The 13,733-nt window shown below is 48.7% G+C and carries 18 protein-coding genes; 9 read left to right on the top strand and 9 right to left on the bottom strand.

Going from position 1 to position 13,733, the window contains the following annotated elements:
• Positions 1–95: 95 nt before the first annotated feature.
• Positions 96–413: a helix-turn-helix transcriptional regulator gene (locus HZZ01_RS13865; RefSeq protein ID WP_179898183.1), complete on the bottom strand. Its 318-nt coding sequence runs from the start codon at positions 411–413 to the stop codon at positions 96–98.
• Between the two features lie 52 nt (positions 414–465).
• Here HZZ01_RS13865 and HZZ01_RS13860 point away from each other — a divergent pair, with 52 nt between their 5' ends.
• Together HZZ01_RS13860 and HZZ01_RS13855 are read left to right on the top strand one after the other, a co-directional pair.
• Positions 466–1,458: a threonine/serine dehydratase gene (locus HZZ01_RS13860; RefSeq protein ID WP_179898182.1), complete on the top strand. Its 993-nt coding sequence runs from the start codon at positions 466–468 to the stop codon at positions 1,456–1,458.
• A 241-nt stretch (positions 1,459–1,699) separates the two neighbouring features.
• Complete coding sequence (locus HZZ01_RS13855) at positions 1,700–2,305, top strand: hypothetical protein (protein ID WP_179898181.1); 606 nt, start codon at positions 1,700–1,702, stop codon at positions 2,303–2,305.
• A gap of 228 nt (positions 2,306–2,533) precedes the next feature.
• Here HZZ01_RS13855 and HZZ01_RS13850 read toward each other — a convergent pair whose 3' ends face one another.
• Positions 2,534–2,947 carry a hypothetical protein gene (locus HZZ01_RS13850; protein ID WP_179898180.1) on the bottom strand — a complete coding sequence of 138 codons (414 nt, stop codon included), beginning with the start codon at positions 2,945–2,947 and terminating at the stop codon, positions 2,534–2,536.
• Positions 2,931–3,131: a hypothetical protein gene (locus HZZ01_RS13845; protein ID WP_008924791.1), complete on the bottom strand. Its 201-nt coding sequence runs from the start codon at positions 3,129–3,131 to the stop codon at positions 2,931–2,933. Before HZZ01_RS13845 ends, HZZ01_RS13850 begins: the two co-directional genes overlap by 17 nt.
• Positions 3,132–3,486: 355 nt before the next feature.
• On the opposite strand from HZZ01_RS13845, the gene HZZ01_RS13840 reads away from it, so the two are divergent.
• Together HZZ01_RS13840 and HZZ01_RS13835 are read left to right on the top strand one after the other, a co-directional pair.
• Positions 3,487–4,266, top strand: a complete 780-nt coding sequence (locus HZZ01_RS13840) for an AraC family transcriptional regulator (protein ID WP_255434233.1) — start codon at positions 3,487–3,489, stop codon at positions 4,264–4,266.
• Positions 4,267–4,343: 77 nt separating this feature from the next.
• Complete coding sequence (locus HZZ01_RS13835; protein WP_179898178.1) at positions 4,344–4,991, top strand: LysE family translocator; 648 nt, start codon at positions 4,344–4,346, stop codon at positions 4,989–4,991.
• Positions 4,992–5,143: 152 nt separating this feature from the next.
• On the opposite strand, the gene HZZ01_RS13830 is transcribed toward HZZ01_RS13835, so the two are convergent.
• Entirely contained in the window at positions 5,144–6,172 is a 1,029-nt protein-coding gene (locus HZZ01_RS13830) for a CHAT domain-containing protein (RefSeq protein WP_179898177.1), read from the bottom strand.
• Positions 6,173–6,723: 551 nt separating this feature from the next.
• Here HZZ01_RS13830 and HZZ01_RS13825 point away from each other — a divergent pair.
• Entirely contained in the window at positions 6,724–7,014 is a 291-nt protein-coding gene (locus tag HZZ01_RS13825) for a Bor family protein (RefSeq protein ID WP_010259114.1), read from the top strand.
• Positions 7,015–7,223: 209 nt separating this feature from the next.
• Here HZZ01_RS13825 and HZZ01_RS13820 read toward each other — a convergent pair whose 3' ends face one another.
• The gene (locus HZZ01_RS13820) at positions 7,224–7,625 is read right to left on the bottom strand and encodes a VOC family protein (RefSeq protein ID WP_179898176.1); all 402 of its coding nucleotides are present in this window, start codon (positions 7,623–7,625) and stop codon (positions 7,224–7,226) included.
• A gap of 313 nt (positions 7,626–7,938) precedes the next feature.
• Between HZZ01_RS13820 and HZZ01_RS13815 the strand changes: the two genes are divergently transcribed.
• Positions 7,939–8,235, top strand: coding sequence for a chorismate mutase (locus tag HZZ01_RS13815; RefSeq protein WP_179898175.1), 297 nt, complete (start codon positions 7,939–7,941; stop codon positions 8,233–8,235).
• 204 nt (positions 8,236–8,439) lie between these two features.
• Here HZZ01_RS13815 and HZZ01_RS13810 read toward each other — a convergent pair whose 3' ends face one another.
• From HZZ01_RS13810 to HZZ01_RS13795, 4 genes are read right to left on the bottom strand one after another with little or no spacing between them, the layout of a single operon-like run.
• The gene (locus HZZ01_RS13810) at positions 8,440–9,291 is read right to left on the bottom strand and encodes a metal ABC transporter permease (RefSeq protein WP_179898174.1); all 852 of its coding nucleotides are present in this window, start codon (positions 9,289–9,291) and stop codon (positions 8,440–8,442) included.
• Positions 9,291–10,151, bottom strand: coding sequence for an iron/manganese ABC transporter permease subunit SitC (gene sitC / locus HZZ01_RS13805; RefSeq protein ID WP_090965044.1), 861 nt, complete (start codon positions 10,149–10,151; stop codon positions 9,291–9,293). The genes HZZ01_RS13810 and sitC overlap by 1 nt, the downstream gene beginning before the upstream one ends.
• A 2-nt stretch (positions 10,152–10,153) precedes the next feature.
• The gene (locus tag HZZ01_RS13800; RefSeq protein ID WP_179898173.1) at positions 10,154–10,969 is read right to left on the bottom strand and encodes a manganese/iron ABC transporter ATP-binding protein; all 816 of its coding nucleotides are present in this window, start codon (positions 10,967–10,969) and stop codon (positions 10,154–10,156) included.
• Positions 10,966–11,880, bottom strand: coding sequence for a metal ABC transporter substrate-binding protein (locus HZZ01_RS13795; RefSeq protein WP_179898172.1), 915 nt, complete (start codon positions 11,878–11,880; stop codon positions 10,966–10,968). The genes HZZ01_RS13800 and HZZ01_RS13795 overlap by 4 nt, the downstream gene beginning before the upstream one ends.
• 456 nt (positions 11,881–12,336) lie before the next feature.
• Between HZZ01_RS13795 and HZZ01_RS13790 the strand changes: the two genes are divergently transcribed.
• The 3 genes from HZZ01_RS13790 to HZZ01_RS13780 all read left to right on the top strand — a co-directional run bounded on the left by HZZ01_RS13790 (position 12,337) and on the right by HZZ01_RS13780 (position 13,611).
• The gene (locus tag HZZ01_RS13790; RefSeq protein ID WP_179898171.1) at positions 12,337–12,630 is read left to right on the top strand and encodes a hypothetical protein; all 294 of its coding nucleotides are present in this window, start codon (positions 12,337–12,339) and stop codon (positions 12,628–12,630) included.
• A gap of 270 nt (positions 12,631–12,900) precedes the next feature.
• On the top strand, positions 12,901–13,146 hold the full coding sequence (gene ycgZ, locus HZZ01_RS13785; RefSeq protein WP_179898170.1) for a regulatory protein YcgZ: 246 nt from the start codon (positions 12,901–12,903) through the stop codon (positions 13,144–13,146).
• Positions 13,147–13,317: 171 nt separating this feature from the next.
• Positions 13,318–13,611, top strand: coding sequence for a hypothetical protein (locus tag HZZ01_RS13780; protein ID WP_179898169.1), 294 nt, complete (start codon positions 13,318–13,320; stop codon positions 13,609–13,611).
• The last annotated feature ends 122 nt before the right edge of the window (positions 13,612–13,733 follow it).

Raw genomic sequence — 13,733 nt, 5'->3', positions numbered from 1 at the left:
AGTACTATAAACGAAGTATACCTACTTACCGGTTTTGCTCGCTTCGTTATGGACACTCTGCCCGATTATGGCTGTTAATTTGGACCTGTAGCAAGCTACCCATATCCTGACAGCATTACTGTTGCTTCATCCATCCGCTGACGGTCGAGTTTATAGAACACCCAGTTCTTGATACGTTTCGAGGTCACTATTCCGGCCTTAGCCAGAATCTGAAGATGGCCTGTCACGGTCGGCTGACTGAGACCAATCTTTTCGGTAATAAACCCGACACACACCCCATCCTCAACCAGATCGCCATCCTGCTGTTCCGGAAAATGCGACCTGGGATCGGAAAGCCACTCCACCATCACGAGCCGGTGCTCATTGCCGAGAGCGCGGAAAAGGTCTGCCATTGATGTTTCAGGATTGTTCATATAGCCAACCTCCTATATAGTTATTTTCCTATATAAACTCTGAGGTCATATTATGACAAACCACACACAAAGACCAATGGACAGTGTCACGCTAAAGGCGATTTATGCTGCTTCCGCGCGCATCAAAACAACGGTTTGCAGAACCCCGCTGCAGCTTTCGCAGGCGCTGTCTACTCTTGCAGGAGCAGAGGTCAGGCTCAAGATGGAGAGTCTTCAGCATACGGGTAGCTTTAAACTGAGGGGGGCTGCAAACGTCATTGCCAGTCTTAATGCAGACCAGCGCATTGCCGGCGTCATTGCCCCGACGGCGGGAAATCATGGACTGGGGCTTGCATGCGCGGGTCACGCAGCAGGTGTACCGGTGTCCATATTTCTGCCCTATTCAGCAGACCCGATTAAGGTCTCAGCAATGAAAAGCTATGGTGCTCAGGTTACGTTCTTTGAAAATATTGAAGAGGCGAGACAGGCCGCGATTGTGGCTGCGCAGGAGTCCGGCGCGACGTTTGTCTCCGCCTACGATAATGAGCAGATGATAGCCGGAGCCGGCACCGTCGGTCTGGAAATAATGGAAGACTGGGCAGACGCTGACGTCATTCTCGTAAATATTGGCGGCGGCGGGCTGGCGTCAGGTATTGCGACGGCCGTCAAAGCTATCAACCCTGCAGCCGAAGTGTGGGCAATTCAAAGTGAAGCCAGCCCGACTTTTGCACACTGGAAAGAGGCTGGCCAAACGATCCCGGTTGAATTATCCCCGTCAATCGCCGAAGGCATCAGTGGCTATATTGAGCCTGAAGCAATAACCTGGCCCCTTGTACGCGACCGCGTTGATCGTGTTCTTATTGTTTCAGAAGCCGGGATCAAAGCAGCGATGCTGTTAATGCTGAATCAGCACAGCCATGTTATTGAACCTTCGGGAGCACCTGCAATTGCGGCAGTCCTTCGTTATGCAAAAGAACTGAGTGGACGTAAGGTCGTCTGCGTGGTTAGCGGCAGAAATATATCGGGTTACCGTTATCTGAAATTAATGAATGAGGCCACACTCTGACGACACGCAGCAAAGTTGCAGGCAGGAAACAGAATAGCACGCAGCCGGTGTGAGAGTGAGAATTGATAAAATATCACGCCCCCTTCTTTACTTAGATCGATATGCGAACTTGCCCTAAAAAGCGAGGTCTGCCCCGATTATGTTACTCTGTGCAGAAGACCGGGCCTCATCTGAACGCAGTCTGTCAAAATAATTACATTGTCCGTACCTTCTCTCCGAAGCTAAATAAAATGAGAATAATATGAATAAAAGCAGTCTTAAAACCTTTCCCCTGTTACGTATTCTGATGCTGACGTGCGTACCCATGTTTTTACTGGGTTGTGCCAGTGCATTATGCCCTTTTGGCAGCTTTGAAGGCACGGTTCCGGACTTTAAAAATAGTTACTGGAGGTCCACTGAAAAACATCCGGCTAAGTCTGATGAACAAGTCCAGGAAGAATGCACTCATGCTGCCAACGCTGAGGAGCAACGCCTTTCGCAGGTCTATCTGCAATTGTGTAAAACCGGCCATTTAACCGGAGAAAATCAGAGATTTGCACAGAAGTTACTGGTCAACCCACTCTATTCTGGCTTGAAATCAGCAAAAGCCGTACCCCAGGATAAGTCAGTTAATACAGTTGAAGCCCAGCTGAGACGGTCGATTTCTGGGAGCGATAACGCTAAGTATTTAAAAGAAAGTTGTGGCTATTACATTGAAAAAAACGCAGCCGAACGGACCAGCACCCTGCTGGGTTTACAGGCAGGGGATTACAAAAAGGAGGTTTTTAAACAGTGCATGGCAGAAAATCATATGGCGCTCATTGTTCCACAGACTGAATTCAGCCGGTGCAAGTCGATAGGATGGTAAACAACCCAGGCCTGACCTCTACTTCAGGTGAACAGGTAAAATGATGACATTGGCCATTTACGCTCCTTACCCCAGACAAACAGTGCTATGCAGGCAGATATAAAATTAAATGCGGGCTTTGCTATAGAATGCATGAGCCCGGAACAACATTAAATATGCTGAACAGCGTTCATGCCAGGCGGCGCGTTCGCCGTTTACCTTCGGTCTGCACTATCTGATGTATACGCATCATTCCCAGTAAACCAGGTAAGCAAGTGCAGCAGCTGAACAGAAAGCATAGGGGCTTAAAAGCAAAATATCCGAATAAGACGCCTCACATATCCTGATAACAGGCCATGCCAGTATAAACAGCCACATGAAGAGCACAGAGCACACAATACAAAAGCTCCCCTTCAGGGCGGCATCAGGATAAAATCGCTTCGAAATCATCGCTAATGGCATGCCGATTATCATTGTTCCCATCGTGGTCCCAATAATACTCATCGTAACGATGAAAAAATAAATAAATATGAGGCCTATTACCGGTGCACTGTCTTTCCCCAGGGAAAGATAGATTAAAACCAGTAATGAACCCACGAGACTACTAAATGTTGCTGATATCACAGATATCCTAATCCATTTATCGTCAATAATGTTCGCCATAACTCTCTCTTTGTCTGAGCAGCTTTATTGATGCACCGTACCCGCTAAAATTTTCGGCACGAGGCTTGACTGCAAAACACGCTTCAGGCACAGCATCCTCATGACGACCTGCGACGGGCATCCTGACAATAAGGACATAACGCCGCCAGTCAGTTTTTTTGGAGCAGGCCAGCATGATTGTCATCGCTTTTCCTGGTGAGTTTTATTCTACGAGCCTTTTGCATGTGCCATAAAAATTTTTAAGCATAACTATCTAATTCGAGTAAGGCGACAACATCTGCTTATGGCACAAAGCGGACTGACATCAGGCTAATGTCCTCTATGAGCGAAAAGCGGACATATTAATAGATATGTGCAGGCCTGCCTGAGGTAATATCGGAATTAATCGTATTATGTCTGGCTCAACACCTTGCAGGCATCACCGCAATGATTTGTACAAGGATGGAACCAGTATGCTCACCCTGCCCCCATGTACTTCCAGCTGCAGGTGCGATAATGGCAGCACCTGTAACCTTGCAGAATTCTGGCGCGATTCGTCTATGAATTTTGTAGAAAGCCGTCGCGCCTGCCACAGCCGCGCGTGTTACAAGCTACACAGTCATCCGACTTTTTCTCTGGGCGCTGTTGACGCGGGCAGCAGTGTGTTCACAGGGGCGACGGGTGATACCTGGTCTCTGCGACCGGGGATGATGGTATTCATTCCAGCCGGTGCTGTTCATTCCTGTAATCCCTTACCCGATCAGCACTGGAGCTATCAGATGCTGCATATTGATGCCGCGTGGTTAAGGGCTTTGATTGCTGAAATGCATGATGTTTCAGGCAGTCTTATTTGTGACGAAAGTGTTCGGGTGACAACTGATGAGGACCTGTATCGTCGCTTCTGTGAACTGAATGCCACCCTGTTTTCGACAGTCAGTGCAGAAGACAAAAATGTGGCGTTAATTGAGTTTATCGGCGACTGCGAATATGAATCCTGTGGGGCGAAGGCTTTTCCTGTCATGTCGTCTGAAGTGAGGCGGACGTTGAAAAACGTTATTGATATGATGCAGCAGACCGAAAGGCAGCCCTGGACTTTAGCGGAGCTGGCACATTTGTCAGGCATGAGTCGTTATCAGATCATCAGGGCATTTCGCGCTGCGACCGGGATGACACCGCATGCATACCAGCTTAATGCACGCATCAATCAGGCGCGGCGGTGGCTGCAGTCAGGTCATGATATGGCCGAAATTGCTTACCGGCTGGGTTTCGCTGATCAGAGTCATTTCCAGCGCGTATTCAAGGCGCATGCCGGCGTAACGCCAGGCTGCTATCGGAGCTGAAAATCTGCAATTTTGTTCAATACAATCCTTCCCGAGGAATGCACCCTGTTAAAAATTTTTAAGAGGGTAATACCTGGATGCATGAATTTCTTTTTTTAGCTGCAGCGCATTTTCTGGCGTTGCTGTCACCCGGTCCGGATTTTTTTCTCGTTGCGCGCACCTCCATCAGAGCCGGCTGGCGTCACGCTGCAAATGTCTGTCTGGGAATAGCGATAGCGAACGGGTTGTTCATTCTTGCCGCCTTCAGCGGTATCACGCTGTTCAGTCCTGACAGCATCAGCTTCATCGTTATTCAGCTCACGGGCTGTGCTTATCTGCTCTATATGGGTGTGCTTTTTATTCGCTTTGCGGGAGCAAACTCTGTTTCTGAATACAATGTAAAAAACCATGGCTCAGTTACAGAGTCTGCTGGCGGATGGAGACACTGCCGTGAGTTCAGCATGGGATTTTTATCCGGTATTCTCAATCCAAAAAATGCGCTGTTTTATGTCAGTCTGGCCACGCTTATTGGCGGTACAACCGTGATGAGTCTGAAGGTCGTCTATGGCGTATGGATGTTCAGCATTGTGCTGCTGTGGGATTTACTGGTAGCTATCTTCATTGGCAACCGCGTCATACTGAAATACTTTTCGCAGATATTGCCCTGGCTGGAGCGTGTCTCAGGCGTCATTCTGATCGGTCTGGCATTAAGTGTCATCATGGTCAATCTGATCGCACTGGCCTGACAGCCAGCGGCTGGCTTCACTTTTGCGCCAAACTGGTGAGGCCGCTTCTGGCACAAAACGGACTGACATTGACCCAATGTCCGCTATGAGCGAAAGGCGGACGTTTGCCCACATTATACAAATTCTCAAAGTCACTCTCATGCAAGCTCAGATTACTGTGAGATAATGTACATATCAGCTGCTTCAAGACCATCTCTCATAAAAAGCATAGGAGTATCTTCTTGTGGAATACCCTCAAGCATCAGAGCTGCTTTTGCCTGATTAAAAGATTTTTCAACTGAAAGTCCAAAAGTTAGCGAGGAGTAAAATTGAGCTGAGAAAACTCTTGCTGCATCATCTCTTATAGATGTACTCATTCCAATAGCACATTCGACATGTTCGATTACTTTACTTGCTTGATTTTGCGAGTGACAAGTATTGAAAAAAACCAGTCTCAGATTGTCATTTGCCACACTCATAGCCTGTACAATGGATTGCATAGAAACCAGTTTAGTATTGGACTGATTATCCATGAGAACCAATTCATCATCAGAACTTCCATGCCCACTAAAATGCACAATAGTTGGTGAGTACTCGTTTATGTTTTGCAAAATATCACCCGGTCTGACTGCCCAACATGACTCCAGTTTTACGGCATCACGATGTCGTGACATTCTTATCATCTCTTTAATAGACCTTACCTCTTCATCTAATCTCAGTTGTCCTTGATCTTGAGGGTTAGAGGCAAAAAAAAGTACCGTAATTTCTTTAGGTAACTTACTCAAAGTGTTTATCATGTCGGTGTGTTCCGAGAGAGTTTTGCTAACATCGCTCAATGCGCTTTTTTGCTGACGCTGAAATTTTTCCTGCATTTTTTGGCGACTCTTATGTTCTTTTAGCTCTTGAGCATCTAGTTTTCGCTGTTCATCCTGTAACTCTCTGTTTTTTGAAGCTATTTTTGCCTCAAAATCGGCAACCTTTTTTTCTATTTTTGATATATCCACCTGAAGTTTGAAAACATCCTTTTGCCGGTTGTTAATTGTTGTTGCGGACTTAGACGAGTTCATTTGCCGAATCGCGGTTTGAATTTTATTGTTCAAACCTGAAATCTTGGCTAATTCTTTAGATTTTTGCTCGCTCAATCGGTTTAAGTCACTGCGCTTACGTTCAATATTTTTTCTGTATAAGTCAATGATTCCCAAATTATCCCTCACATTTAAAGATGTTTGCTTTTTACATTTAAGATTTTAACCCACGGTTGTTTAAAAACAAAATATGTAGCATTTGAACCTTCAAAGGTGGGGTCTACCGTGGCAGAAATCACTAGCCTATAAGATCGTGAGCTGTTATCTAGGAATCAATGTGATACAGAGTTGGCAACGTCCGCTTCTGGCACAGAGCGGACTGACGGCAGGCCAGGGTCCGCTGCATAAATCGCTGCTGCGTGAGCGGGAATTGAGCTTTGGTGTTGCGGCAAGCGAGAAGAACAGTCCGCATTCAAAAATGCTTTCTCGATGGCGTCAAAAGTTCTTCGACGATTTGACCCGCTAAGCGGAAACGCTGCGGTAGACATAAAAAGCCCCTGCTCTGCAGGGGCTTTTTTTATTGCTGTACTATTCAGCAAAACCTATCCGTCAGGCGTACTTAAAAAATCTTTCTCATGTTTCAGCTTTCGTTGTCGATAACCTGATTGCTGGCTGAGTGATGATTTCACTCAGCATTTATTTTTTCATTTAAGGCGATAAGGATATTTATGAACAAGCTTTGTGTTGCGGCGTTGTTGGCTCTGAGTTTAACCGGCTGTGCGCAGCAGACTTTCGTAATGAAACAGAATCAGGTTGGCGCAGCGACGAAAACAACCAGCCAGCCGTTCTTTGTTTCAGGTATCGGTCAGCGTAAGAGCATTGATGCGGCACAGGTATGCGGCGGCCAGGAAAAAGTTAACCGGGTTGAAGTGCAGCAGACGTTTGTTAATGGCTTACTGAGCGTGGTGACGTTTGGTATCTACACGCCACGTGAAGCGCGCGTTTATTGCGCCATCTGATAATGCCTCAGGCCGGTTCGCCGGCCTAATCCGCACCTGTTATTAAATCGCACTAGTATACTGTAACTATTACATTCTACTGTCGCAGCGCTGCGCGGCTTGCCTGGTAAAAGTAATGGTAAGCTGTTGAGGCATGCCCGTCCGCTTTGAGCAAAAAGCGTATGTGGTATTGGGGCCGATTGCGTATGGTCAATCTGACCCTCAGTGATTTAATTTTGCCTGTTCTGGTAAAGATCCCAACGGTTGCCGTAGATGTCCTCAAACACAACGACCATCCCGTATTCCTCCTCTCGCGGCTCCTGGCAGAAGTGGACGCCCTTCGCTTTCATGGCGTTATAGTCGCGCCAGAAGTCGTCACTCTGCAGGAACAGGAATACCCGGCCGCCGCACTGGTTGCCAATGAAGCCTTCCTGTCGCTCGTTTGAAGCACGGGCCAGGAGAAGATTGCAATCGCTTTCCGGATTTGGCGTTACAACGACCCAGCGCTTACCGGGTTGCGGCGTGTCTTCAACCAGCGTAAAGCCCAGCTTGTCTGTGTAATACTCAATTGCGCGGTCATAGTCGTCGACTACGATGGCCACATAACCCATGCATCTTTTTTGCGTTCTCATTTCTGCTCCATCAGGTACTGAATATAGCTGTCTTGAAGCAATTTTTTAACACAACTGAACGCTACTATCTGCATTGATGAGTCAAAATCAAGACCGCTTCTGGCACAAAGCGGACTGACGTCGGGCTAATGTCCGCTATGAGCGAGGAGCAGTCATTCGTTCTATCTCTTTTATCGCACTCTCAATAACCACATATTCTTGATTGAATTCTTTCGTTTATCGTTCTTTCAGACAGACTTTAGAAATTTAAAACTGTTTTGAATCGAAGATTTATGTAACCTATCACACTCATGTACTAGTCAGGTGGATTGCAATGAATTTTTCGTCAATTGAGGATGTTAGGAACCGTATCGATCAGATTGACAGTGAACTGGTTAAAATGATCGCGCAACGCAGCCAGTGTGTTAAAGCTGCAGCAGCTTTCAAAAGTGACCATTCAGCCGTGCGTGCTCCAGACCGCGTCCAGCAGGTAATCGATAAGGTAAGTAAACAGGCGACTGAAGCAGGACTTCCCACAGTGATTATCGAAAAGGTCTACCGGGCTATGATCGGTGCGTTTATCGATTATGAACTCGATCAACACAACCAACTGCGACAAGAAAACCGCTGAAATTGTGCGTCAAGTTATAATAAAAGAGCTAATGAATGTCCGCTTCTGGCACAAAGTGGACATCAGCACTGCATCCAGCGTTAAGCGAATTTCACTTTTAAAATCAATGAAATGCACGAAAACAAAGAGCATAGGTAAGCCCACCTGCCCTGTGGTCTGCGATTTCATCGACTCCAGCTCACCGCTTTCATATTGGTCATCACCTCACCCAGACCTGCCGCTTTCGCGAAGTTTAAGACGCTCCAGCCGACAGGTTTTCCGTCCCGAAATTACCATTGCAACAACAAATACCAGCGCAAACAGTACAACGATGGTCGGCGCAGGCGCGCTGTCGATAAAGAACGAGAGATAAACTCCGCTTAACGACACCAGCACCGATACCAGGACCGCCACCAGCAGCGCATGTGAAAAACGTCGGGTAAGCAGCACCGCGATAGCGCCAGGCGCAATTAGCAGAGAAATTGACAGGATAATCCCCACCGCTTTCAGGGTCGCGACAATAGTCAGCGAAACCATGCAGAGCAGCCCGTAATGCAGTAAACGTGCGGGTAAGCCAGAGACCTGCGCCTGCTGCGGATCAAAACTGAACAGCATAAAATCACGCCACTTCACCGCAATCACTAACACAACTAACACTGCGATTAAGGATGTCTGAATAATGTCCGCGCCGGTAATGCCCAGCATGTCGCCAAACAGAATGTGATCGAGGTGCACTTCAGGTTTCACGGCGATGTAGAGGATCAGCCCCACCGCGAACATGCCGGAGAATACGATGCCCAGCACGGTGTCCTGTTTAATACGGCTGTTGTCCTGTAAAAAGCCACTGGCAACTGCGCAGAACAGACCCGCAACAAACGCACCCACCGCAAGCGGCAGTCCCACCATCCAGGCGAGCACAATGCCAGGGAATACTGCATGGCTCATGGCATCGCCCATCAGCGCCCAGCCTTTCAGCACCAGAAATACTGACAGCAGCGCACAGGGGATCGCCACCACCAGCGCGATCAGTAACGCGCTGTTCATAAACGCAAACTGGAAAGGTTCAAGGATCCACATCAGCCAGGCTCCTTTTCGGGCTGCTGACGTCCACGACGCCGGTTAGCAAGCAGGCCATGTTTCGGCGCAAAAACAAACGCCAGCAGGAACAGCAACGTCTGCGCCACCACGATGATTCCGCCCGTTGCGCCATCAAGGTAATAACTTGCCCACGCACCGAGAAAACTGGTGATGCTGCCAATGGCGACAGCAATCATGAGCAGACGTGGAAAGCGGTCGGTGAGCAGCCAGGCCGTCGCGCCGGGCGTCACCACCAGACAGATCACCAGAAACGCGCCGACGGTTTGCAGCGCCGCCACGGTTGAGACCGCCAGCAGAGTAAAGAAAAGAATTTTCAGGCGTTCAGGCCGCAGACCGATGGCGCGTGCATGATTTTCATCAAAAAAGGTGACCATCAGATCTTTCCACTTAAACAGCAGAATGATGATCGACAGCCCGCCAATCAGAGCCAGCTGGAGAATATCGGCGGGTGCGATCGCCAGAATATTGCCGAGCACGATGGTCTGAATGTTCACTGCAGTCGGATTGAGCGACACCATAAACAGACCGAGACCAAAGAAAGAGGAGAAGATCAGGCCGATAATTGCATCTTCTTTTAAGCGCGTGCGCTGATTCAGCAATAGCATACTGCCCGCCGCCAGCCCACCCGAGAGAAACGCCCCCAGCGCAAACGGCAGACCCAGCATGTAAGCGCCCGCTACGCCCGGTACGATAGAGTGTGAAAGCGCATCACCAATCAGCGACCAGCCTTTGAGCATCAGATAACAGGAGAGAAACGCGCAGAGGCCGCCCACCATGGCGGAGACCCACATCGCGTTGAGCATGTAGTGATAACCAAAGGGTTCCAGTAGCAGTTCCATGATCAGTTCCCGTCTTCAGGTGCGGCGCGTGGGGCAATAAAAGGCCGCTCATCGTCGGTGATAATCTGATCGTCCAGCCCTTTCACCATCACATGCCGCAATACACCGCTGAACGCACGCTCAAGATTGGCGGCGGTAAAAGTGGTCCGGGTCGGACCGCTTGCCAGAACGGTGCCTTTTACCATCACCGTGTAATCGCAGAACGCTGTGACCGATCCCAGATTATGGGTAGAGACCAGCATAGTTTTGCCTTCGTCGCGCAACTCATCCAGGAGGCTGATGATTCTGGCCTCGGTCTGCACATCTACGCCGGTAAATGGCTCATCAAGCAGGATAATGCTGCCCTGCTGAGCAATGGCACGCGCCAGAAATACCCTTTTTTTCTGCCCGCCAGAGAGTTCACCGATCTGGCGATGCCGATAATCCAGCATATCGACGCGCGCCAGCGCCTCACTGACAATCTGCTGGTCGTGCGGTTTAGGTCGGCGCAGCAAGCCCATGTGACCGTAGCGGCCCATCATCACCACATCTTCCACCAGCACCGGAAACGACCAGTCGACCTCTTCCGACTGCGGGACATAAGCTACAAGGCTTTTCCGCAGCGCCTGCCGTGTCGGCATGCCTAACACAGAGATGCTGCCGCTGGCGAGCCGGACAAATCCCATCAGCGCTTTGAATAGCGTGGACTTGCCTGATCCATTAACACCCACCAGTGCTGCAATGGATCCGCCTGGCACGCTAAAACTGGCGTCATGCAGCGCAGTGTGACCGTTCCGATAGGTCACGGTGACATCGGAAACCACGATGGTGTCTGTCATTGCGCTTTCTCTCCCGCTTTAATGCCCTGCACCAGCGTCTCTGTGGTAACCCTGAGCAAATCAAGATAGGTCGGCACAGGTCCCTGCGCATTGCTTAAGGAGTCGACGTAGAGTACACCACCGTAATGCGCCCCTGTTTCCCGTGCGACCTGACGGGCTGGCTTGTCCGACACCGTACTTTCACTGAACACTGCCGGGATAGCCTGTTTCTTCACCTGGTCGATGACTTTTCTCACCTGCTGCGGTGTGCCCTGCTGGTCAGCATTGATCGGCCACAGGTAGAGCTCTTTCATGCCCAGGTCACGAGCCAGATAAGAGAAGGCGCCTTCGCTGGTCACCATCCAGCGTTTATTTTCCGGGATGTCGGCAATCTGCTGACGTAACGGATCCAATGCAGCGGTAATTTTTTGCTTATAAACGGCGGCGTTCTGCCGATAGGTATCCGCATGAACCGGGTCATATTTCTCCAGCGCATCGCGAATGTTATCGACATAGATCAGCGCATTGTCAGGAGACATCCAGGCGTGCGGGTTCGGTTTTCCATTATAAGGCCCCTCTCCAATGCCCATGGGTTTGATCCCTGCGGAGACCAGGACTTCCGGCACCCCGTCCAGATGCTGATAAAAACGCTGAAACCAGCGTTCGAGATTCAGCCCGTTCGCCATGATTAATTGCGCGCCCTGCGCCCGTTTGATATCGCCGGGCGTCGGCTGATATTCGTGTATTTCAGCACCGGGTTTGGTAATGGATGTGACCTCTGCTGCATCACCCGCTACGTTCTTTGCCATGTCAGCAATCACGGTAAAGGTCGTCACTATCTTAAATTTTTCTGCTGCATAGCTGCTGGCTGTCATCAGGGTTGTCAGTAGCGCACTCAGTAAGAGAGTGGTGATTTTAGTTATCGGGACCATCGGGCGATCTCCAGAGGTGATTAAAAAGAGAACATAAATAGCATATGCTAATTTTTATAGCACAGGCTATACATTTGCGCTAGCGCAGGGTTGTGAAGTTTCTTCAGCAGTGAAGTTCGGGTGTGAAGTTTTGTAAATACGGGTTCTTAACTATTGATGTGTAATGATTTAAATTTAACAGCGGAGCGCTTGTTGAAAGGTGCCGCAGGGTGAAAAGCGGATTTTCCCAGCCCTCTTATCCCGGTTGGGTGAGCTGGAGGGCAAAAACAGGATTAAAAAACAGACCCGCCACAATTTTCCATTTACGGCGTGGAATTTGTCACCAGACTCCACATGCGTCAGTCGCACAGAAGTTCGACAATTAAAATAATCTTATTGATAGGCTGAATTGATTAAGCATTGTGAATTTTTTTGCTACAGTTAATGTTACTTACCGCAATCACCCAGGAGGATATTTTGTATTTTTCCAGCGACGAAAAAGCGAATGTCATCATTGGCGAAGCCGCAATGAACCTGTTTAATGCTGGTCAGGAAGTTAATGTTGAACTGCTGATTAAAGAGCTACAGGTTATGGCTGAGTCTGAAGTAAATGAGCATCGCCTTGAGCAGATGCAGCATGCGCGTCAATGGCTGATGGGATTCAAAACGATCAGTTCGCGTACAACCGCCCCGGCAAACTGGCTTTCCAGTACTCTGGGCAAAGAGCCTGCCGCTCCCGTCTCTGCTGATGATATCTTTTTCAAACACTGACGCAGTAGATAACCCCCTGCTGGCCTTAATATTCAGGCTTGAGTGCTGGCGGGGTGTTAACGGTACAAGAATATGGTACAATTTCTTCCTCGCTCCAAAATCCTCGTAACATCTTGTTTTACAAGCTATAGCATTTTTTGCACAAAAATAATTCTTCCAAAAATCCAAAATCTTGTACAACTTTTTGGAAAGATGTATAACTTGCGCGCTTAGTGATGTATAACTTGCGCAGCCAGAGTGCATACATTTAAACCACCTGAGGACAACAACATGCGTCAGAACGGACAAACCCCGGAACCTATCAGCGATATTGCCCGTTACTTCAATCAGGCCAACTCACCTTCGCAACAGGAGACGCTGGGTTCGGTTGTGGTCGAAATTCTGCGCGCAGGTCATAGCCTTAGTCGTAAAACGATTTGCAGTAAACTCTTGAGTCGTCTCGAACTTGCCGCTACACCTGAAGAAGAGAGCCATCTGCAGGAATTAATCGCGATGCTCTTTCGCCGCGAGGATTGATTCTACTTACAGTCGCAGGTGTTAATCAGTACGCTGTTTCAGCCTTTATCCAGGAAGATTTACCGTAGTAAAAAGCCCAGTACTGCTTCCCGTATAAGGTGTGCTAAGTCGCACCCGCTCAGGTATACGGATCCGCAGCATGGCCATTGATTCGCAATCAGAGAAGCCAGTATGTACAGAAGTGAAGATGAGAAACTGACAGATGTCATGATCGGTGAAGCCGTTCTGACATTGCTCAAGTCAGACAAACCCGTTTCCAGTAATGCCTTAATCGCACAGCTCGAACTGATGGCCGCTGATGCTGATGACAACGCGAAAGTGTCTGTTATTCGCAAAGCCATCACTGAAGTCCGAAATGGCATGGTAGCCGCACGCAAACGCGTGCAGGCTGACGGTACTGAACGTGATAAAAACACTCATCGTATGAACAGTGATGGTCCGCCTGACGGTTCGAAAAAACACTGATTAAGCGCAATGCGTGCCTGATATACGCGGCTACCTTTAAGCGAAGCGGCAGATCCACATAGAATTATTTAAAACGGCCTGGGCAAAACGAAAACAGCATCAACGCTCGTTTTGACTTCAAC

It is taken from the genome of Pantoea sp. WMus005 (assembly GCF_013415305.1).
GTDB lineage: Bacteria > Pseudomonadota > Gammaproteobacteria > Enterobacterales > Enterobacteriaceae > Pantoea > Pantoea rara.
This window is presented reverse-complemented; position numbering and strand designations above follow the sequence as displayed.

Bases quoted from the DNA above. Each gene is read 5' to 3' on its own strand.
- HZZ01_RS13820 (WP_179898176.1), bottom strand. From the start codon at position 7,625: ATGAGAACGCAAAAAAGATGCATGGGTTATGTGGCCATCGTAGTCGAC.
- HZZ01_RS13800 (WP_179898173.1), bottom strand. From the start codon at position 10,969: ATGACAGACACCATCGTGGTTTCCGATGTCACCGTGACCTATCGGAAC.
- sitC (WP_090965044.1), bottom strand. From the start codon at position 10,151: ATGGAACTGCTACTGGAACCCTTTGGTTATCACTACATGCTCAACGCG.
- HZZ01_RS13845 (WP_008924791.1), bottom strand. From the start codon at position 3,131: ATGACAATCATGCTGGCCTGCTCCAAAAAAACTGACTGGCGGCGTTAT.
- HZZ01_RS13855 (WP_179898181.1), top strand. From the start codon at position 1,700: ATGAATAAAAGCAGTCTTAAAACCTTTCCCCTGTTACGTATTCTGATG.
- ycgZ (WP_179898170.1), top strand. From the start codon at position 12,901: ATGCGTCAGAACGGACAAACCCCGGAACCTATCAGCGATATTGCCCGT.
- HZZ01_RS13795 (WP_179898172.1), bottom strand. From the start codon at position 11,880: ATGGTCCCGATAACTAAAATCACCACTCTCTTACTGAGTGCGCTACTG.
- HZZ01_RS13840 (WP_255434233.1), top strand. From the start codon at position 3,487: ATGAATTTTGTAGAAAGCCGTCGCGCCTGCCACAGCCGCGCGTGTTAC.
- HZZ01_RS13860 (WP_179898182.1), top strand. From the start codon at position 466: ATGACAAACCACACACAAAGACCAATGGACAGTGTCACGCTAAAGGCG.
- HZZ01_RS13815 (WP_179898175.1), top strand. From the start codon at position 7,939: ATGAATTTTTCGTCAATTGAGGATGTTAGGAACCGTATCGATCAGATT.
- HZZ01_RS13865 (WP_179898183.1), bottom strand. From the start codon at position 413: ATGAACAATCCTGAAACATCAATGGCAGACCTTTTCCGCGCTCTCGGC.
- HZZ01_RS13780 (WP_179898169.1), top strand. From the start codon at position 13,318: ATGTACAGAAGTGAAGATGAGAAACTGACAGATGTCATGATCGGTGAA.
- HZZ01_RS13825 (WP_010259114.1), top strand. From the start codon at position 6,724: ATGAACAAGCTTTGTGTTGCGGCGTTGTTGGCTCTGAGTTTAACCGGC.
- HZZ01_RS13850 (WP_179898180.1), bottom strand. From the start codon at position 2,947: ATGGCGAACATTATTGACGATAAATGGATTAGGATATCTGTGATATCA.
- HZZ01_RS13810 (WP_179898174.1), bottom strand. From the start codon at position 9,291: ATGTGGATCCTTGAACCTTTCCAGTTTGCGTTTATGAACAGCGCGTTA.
- HZZ01_RS13835 (WP_179898178.1), top strand. From the start codon at position 4,344: ATGCATGAATTTCTTTTTTTAGCTGCAGCGCATTTTCTGGCGTTGCTG.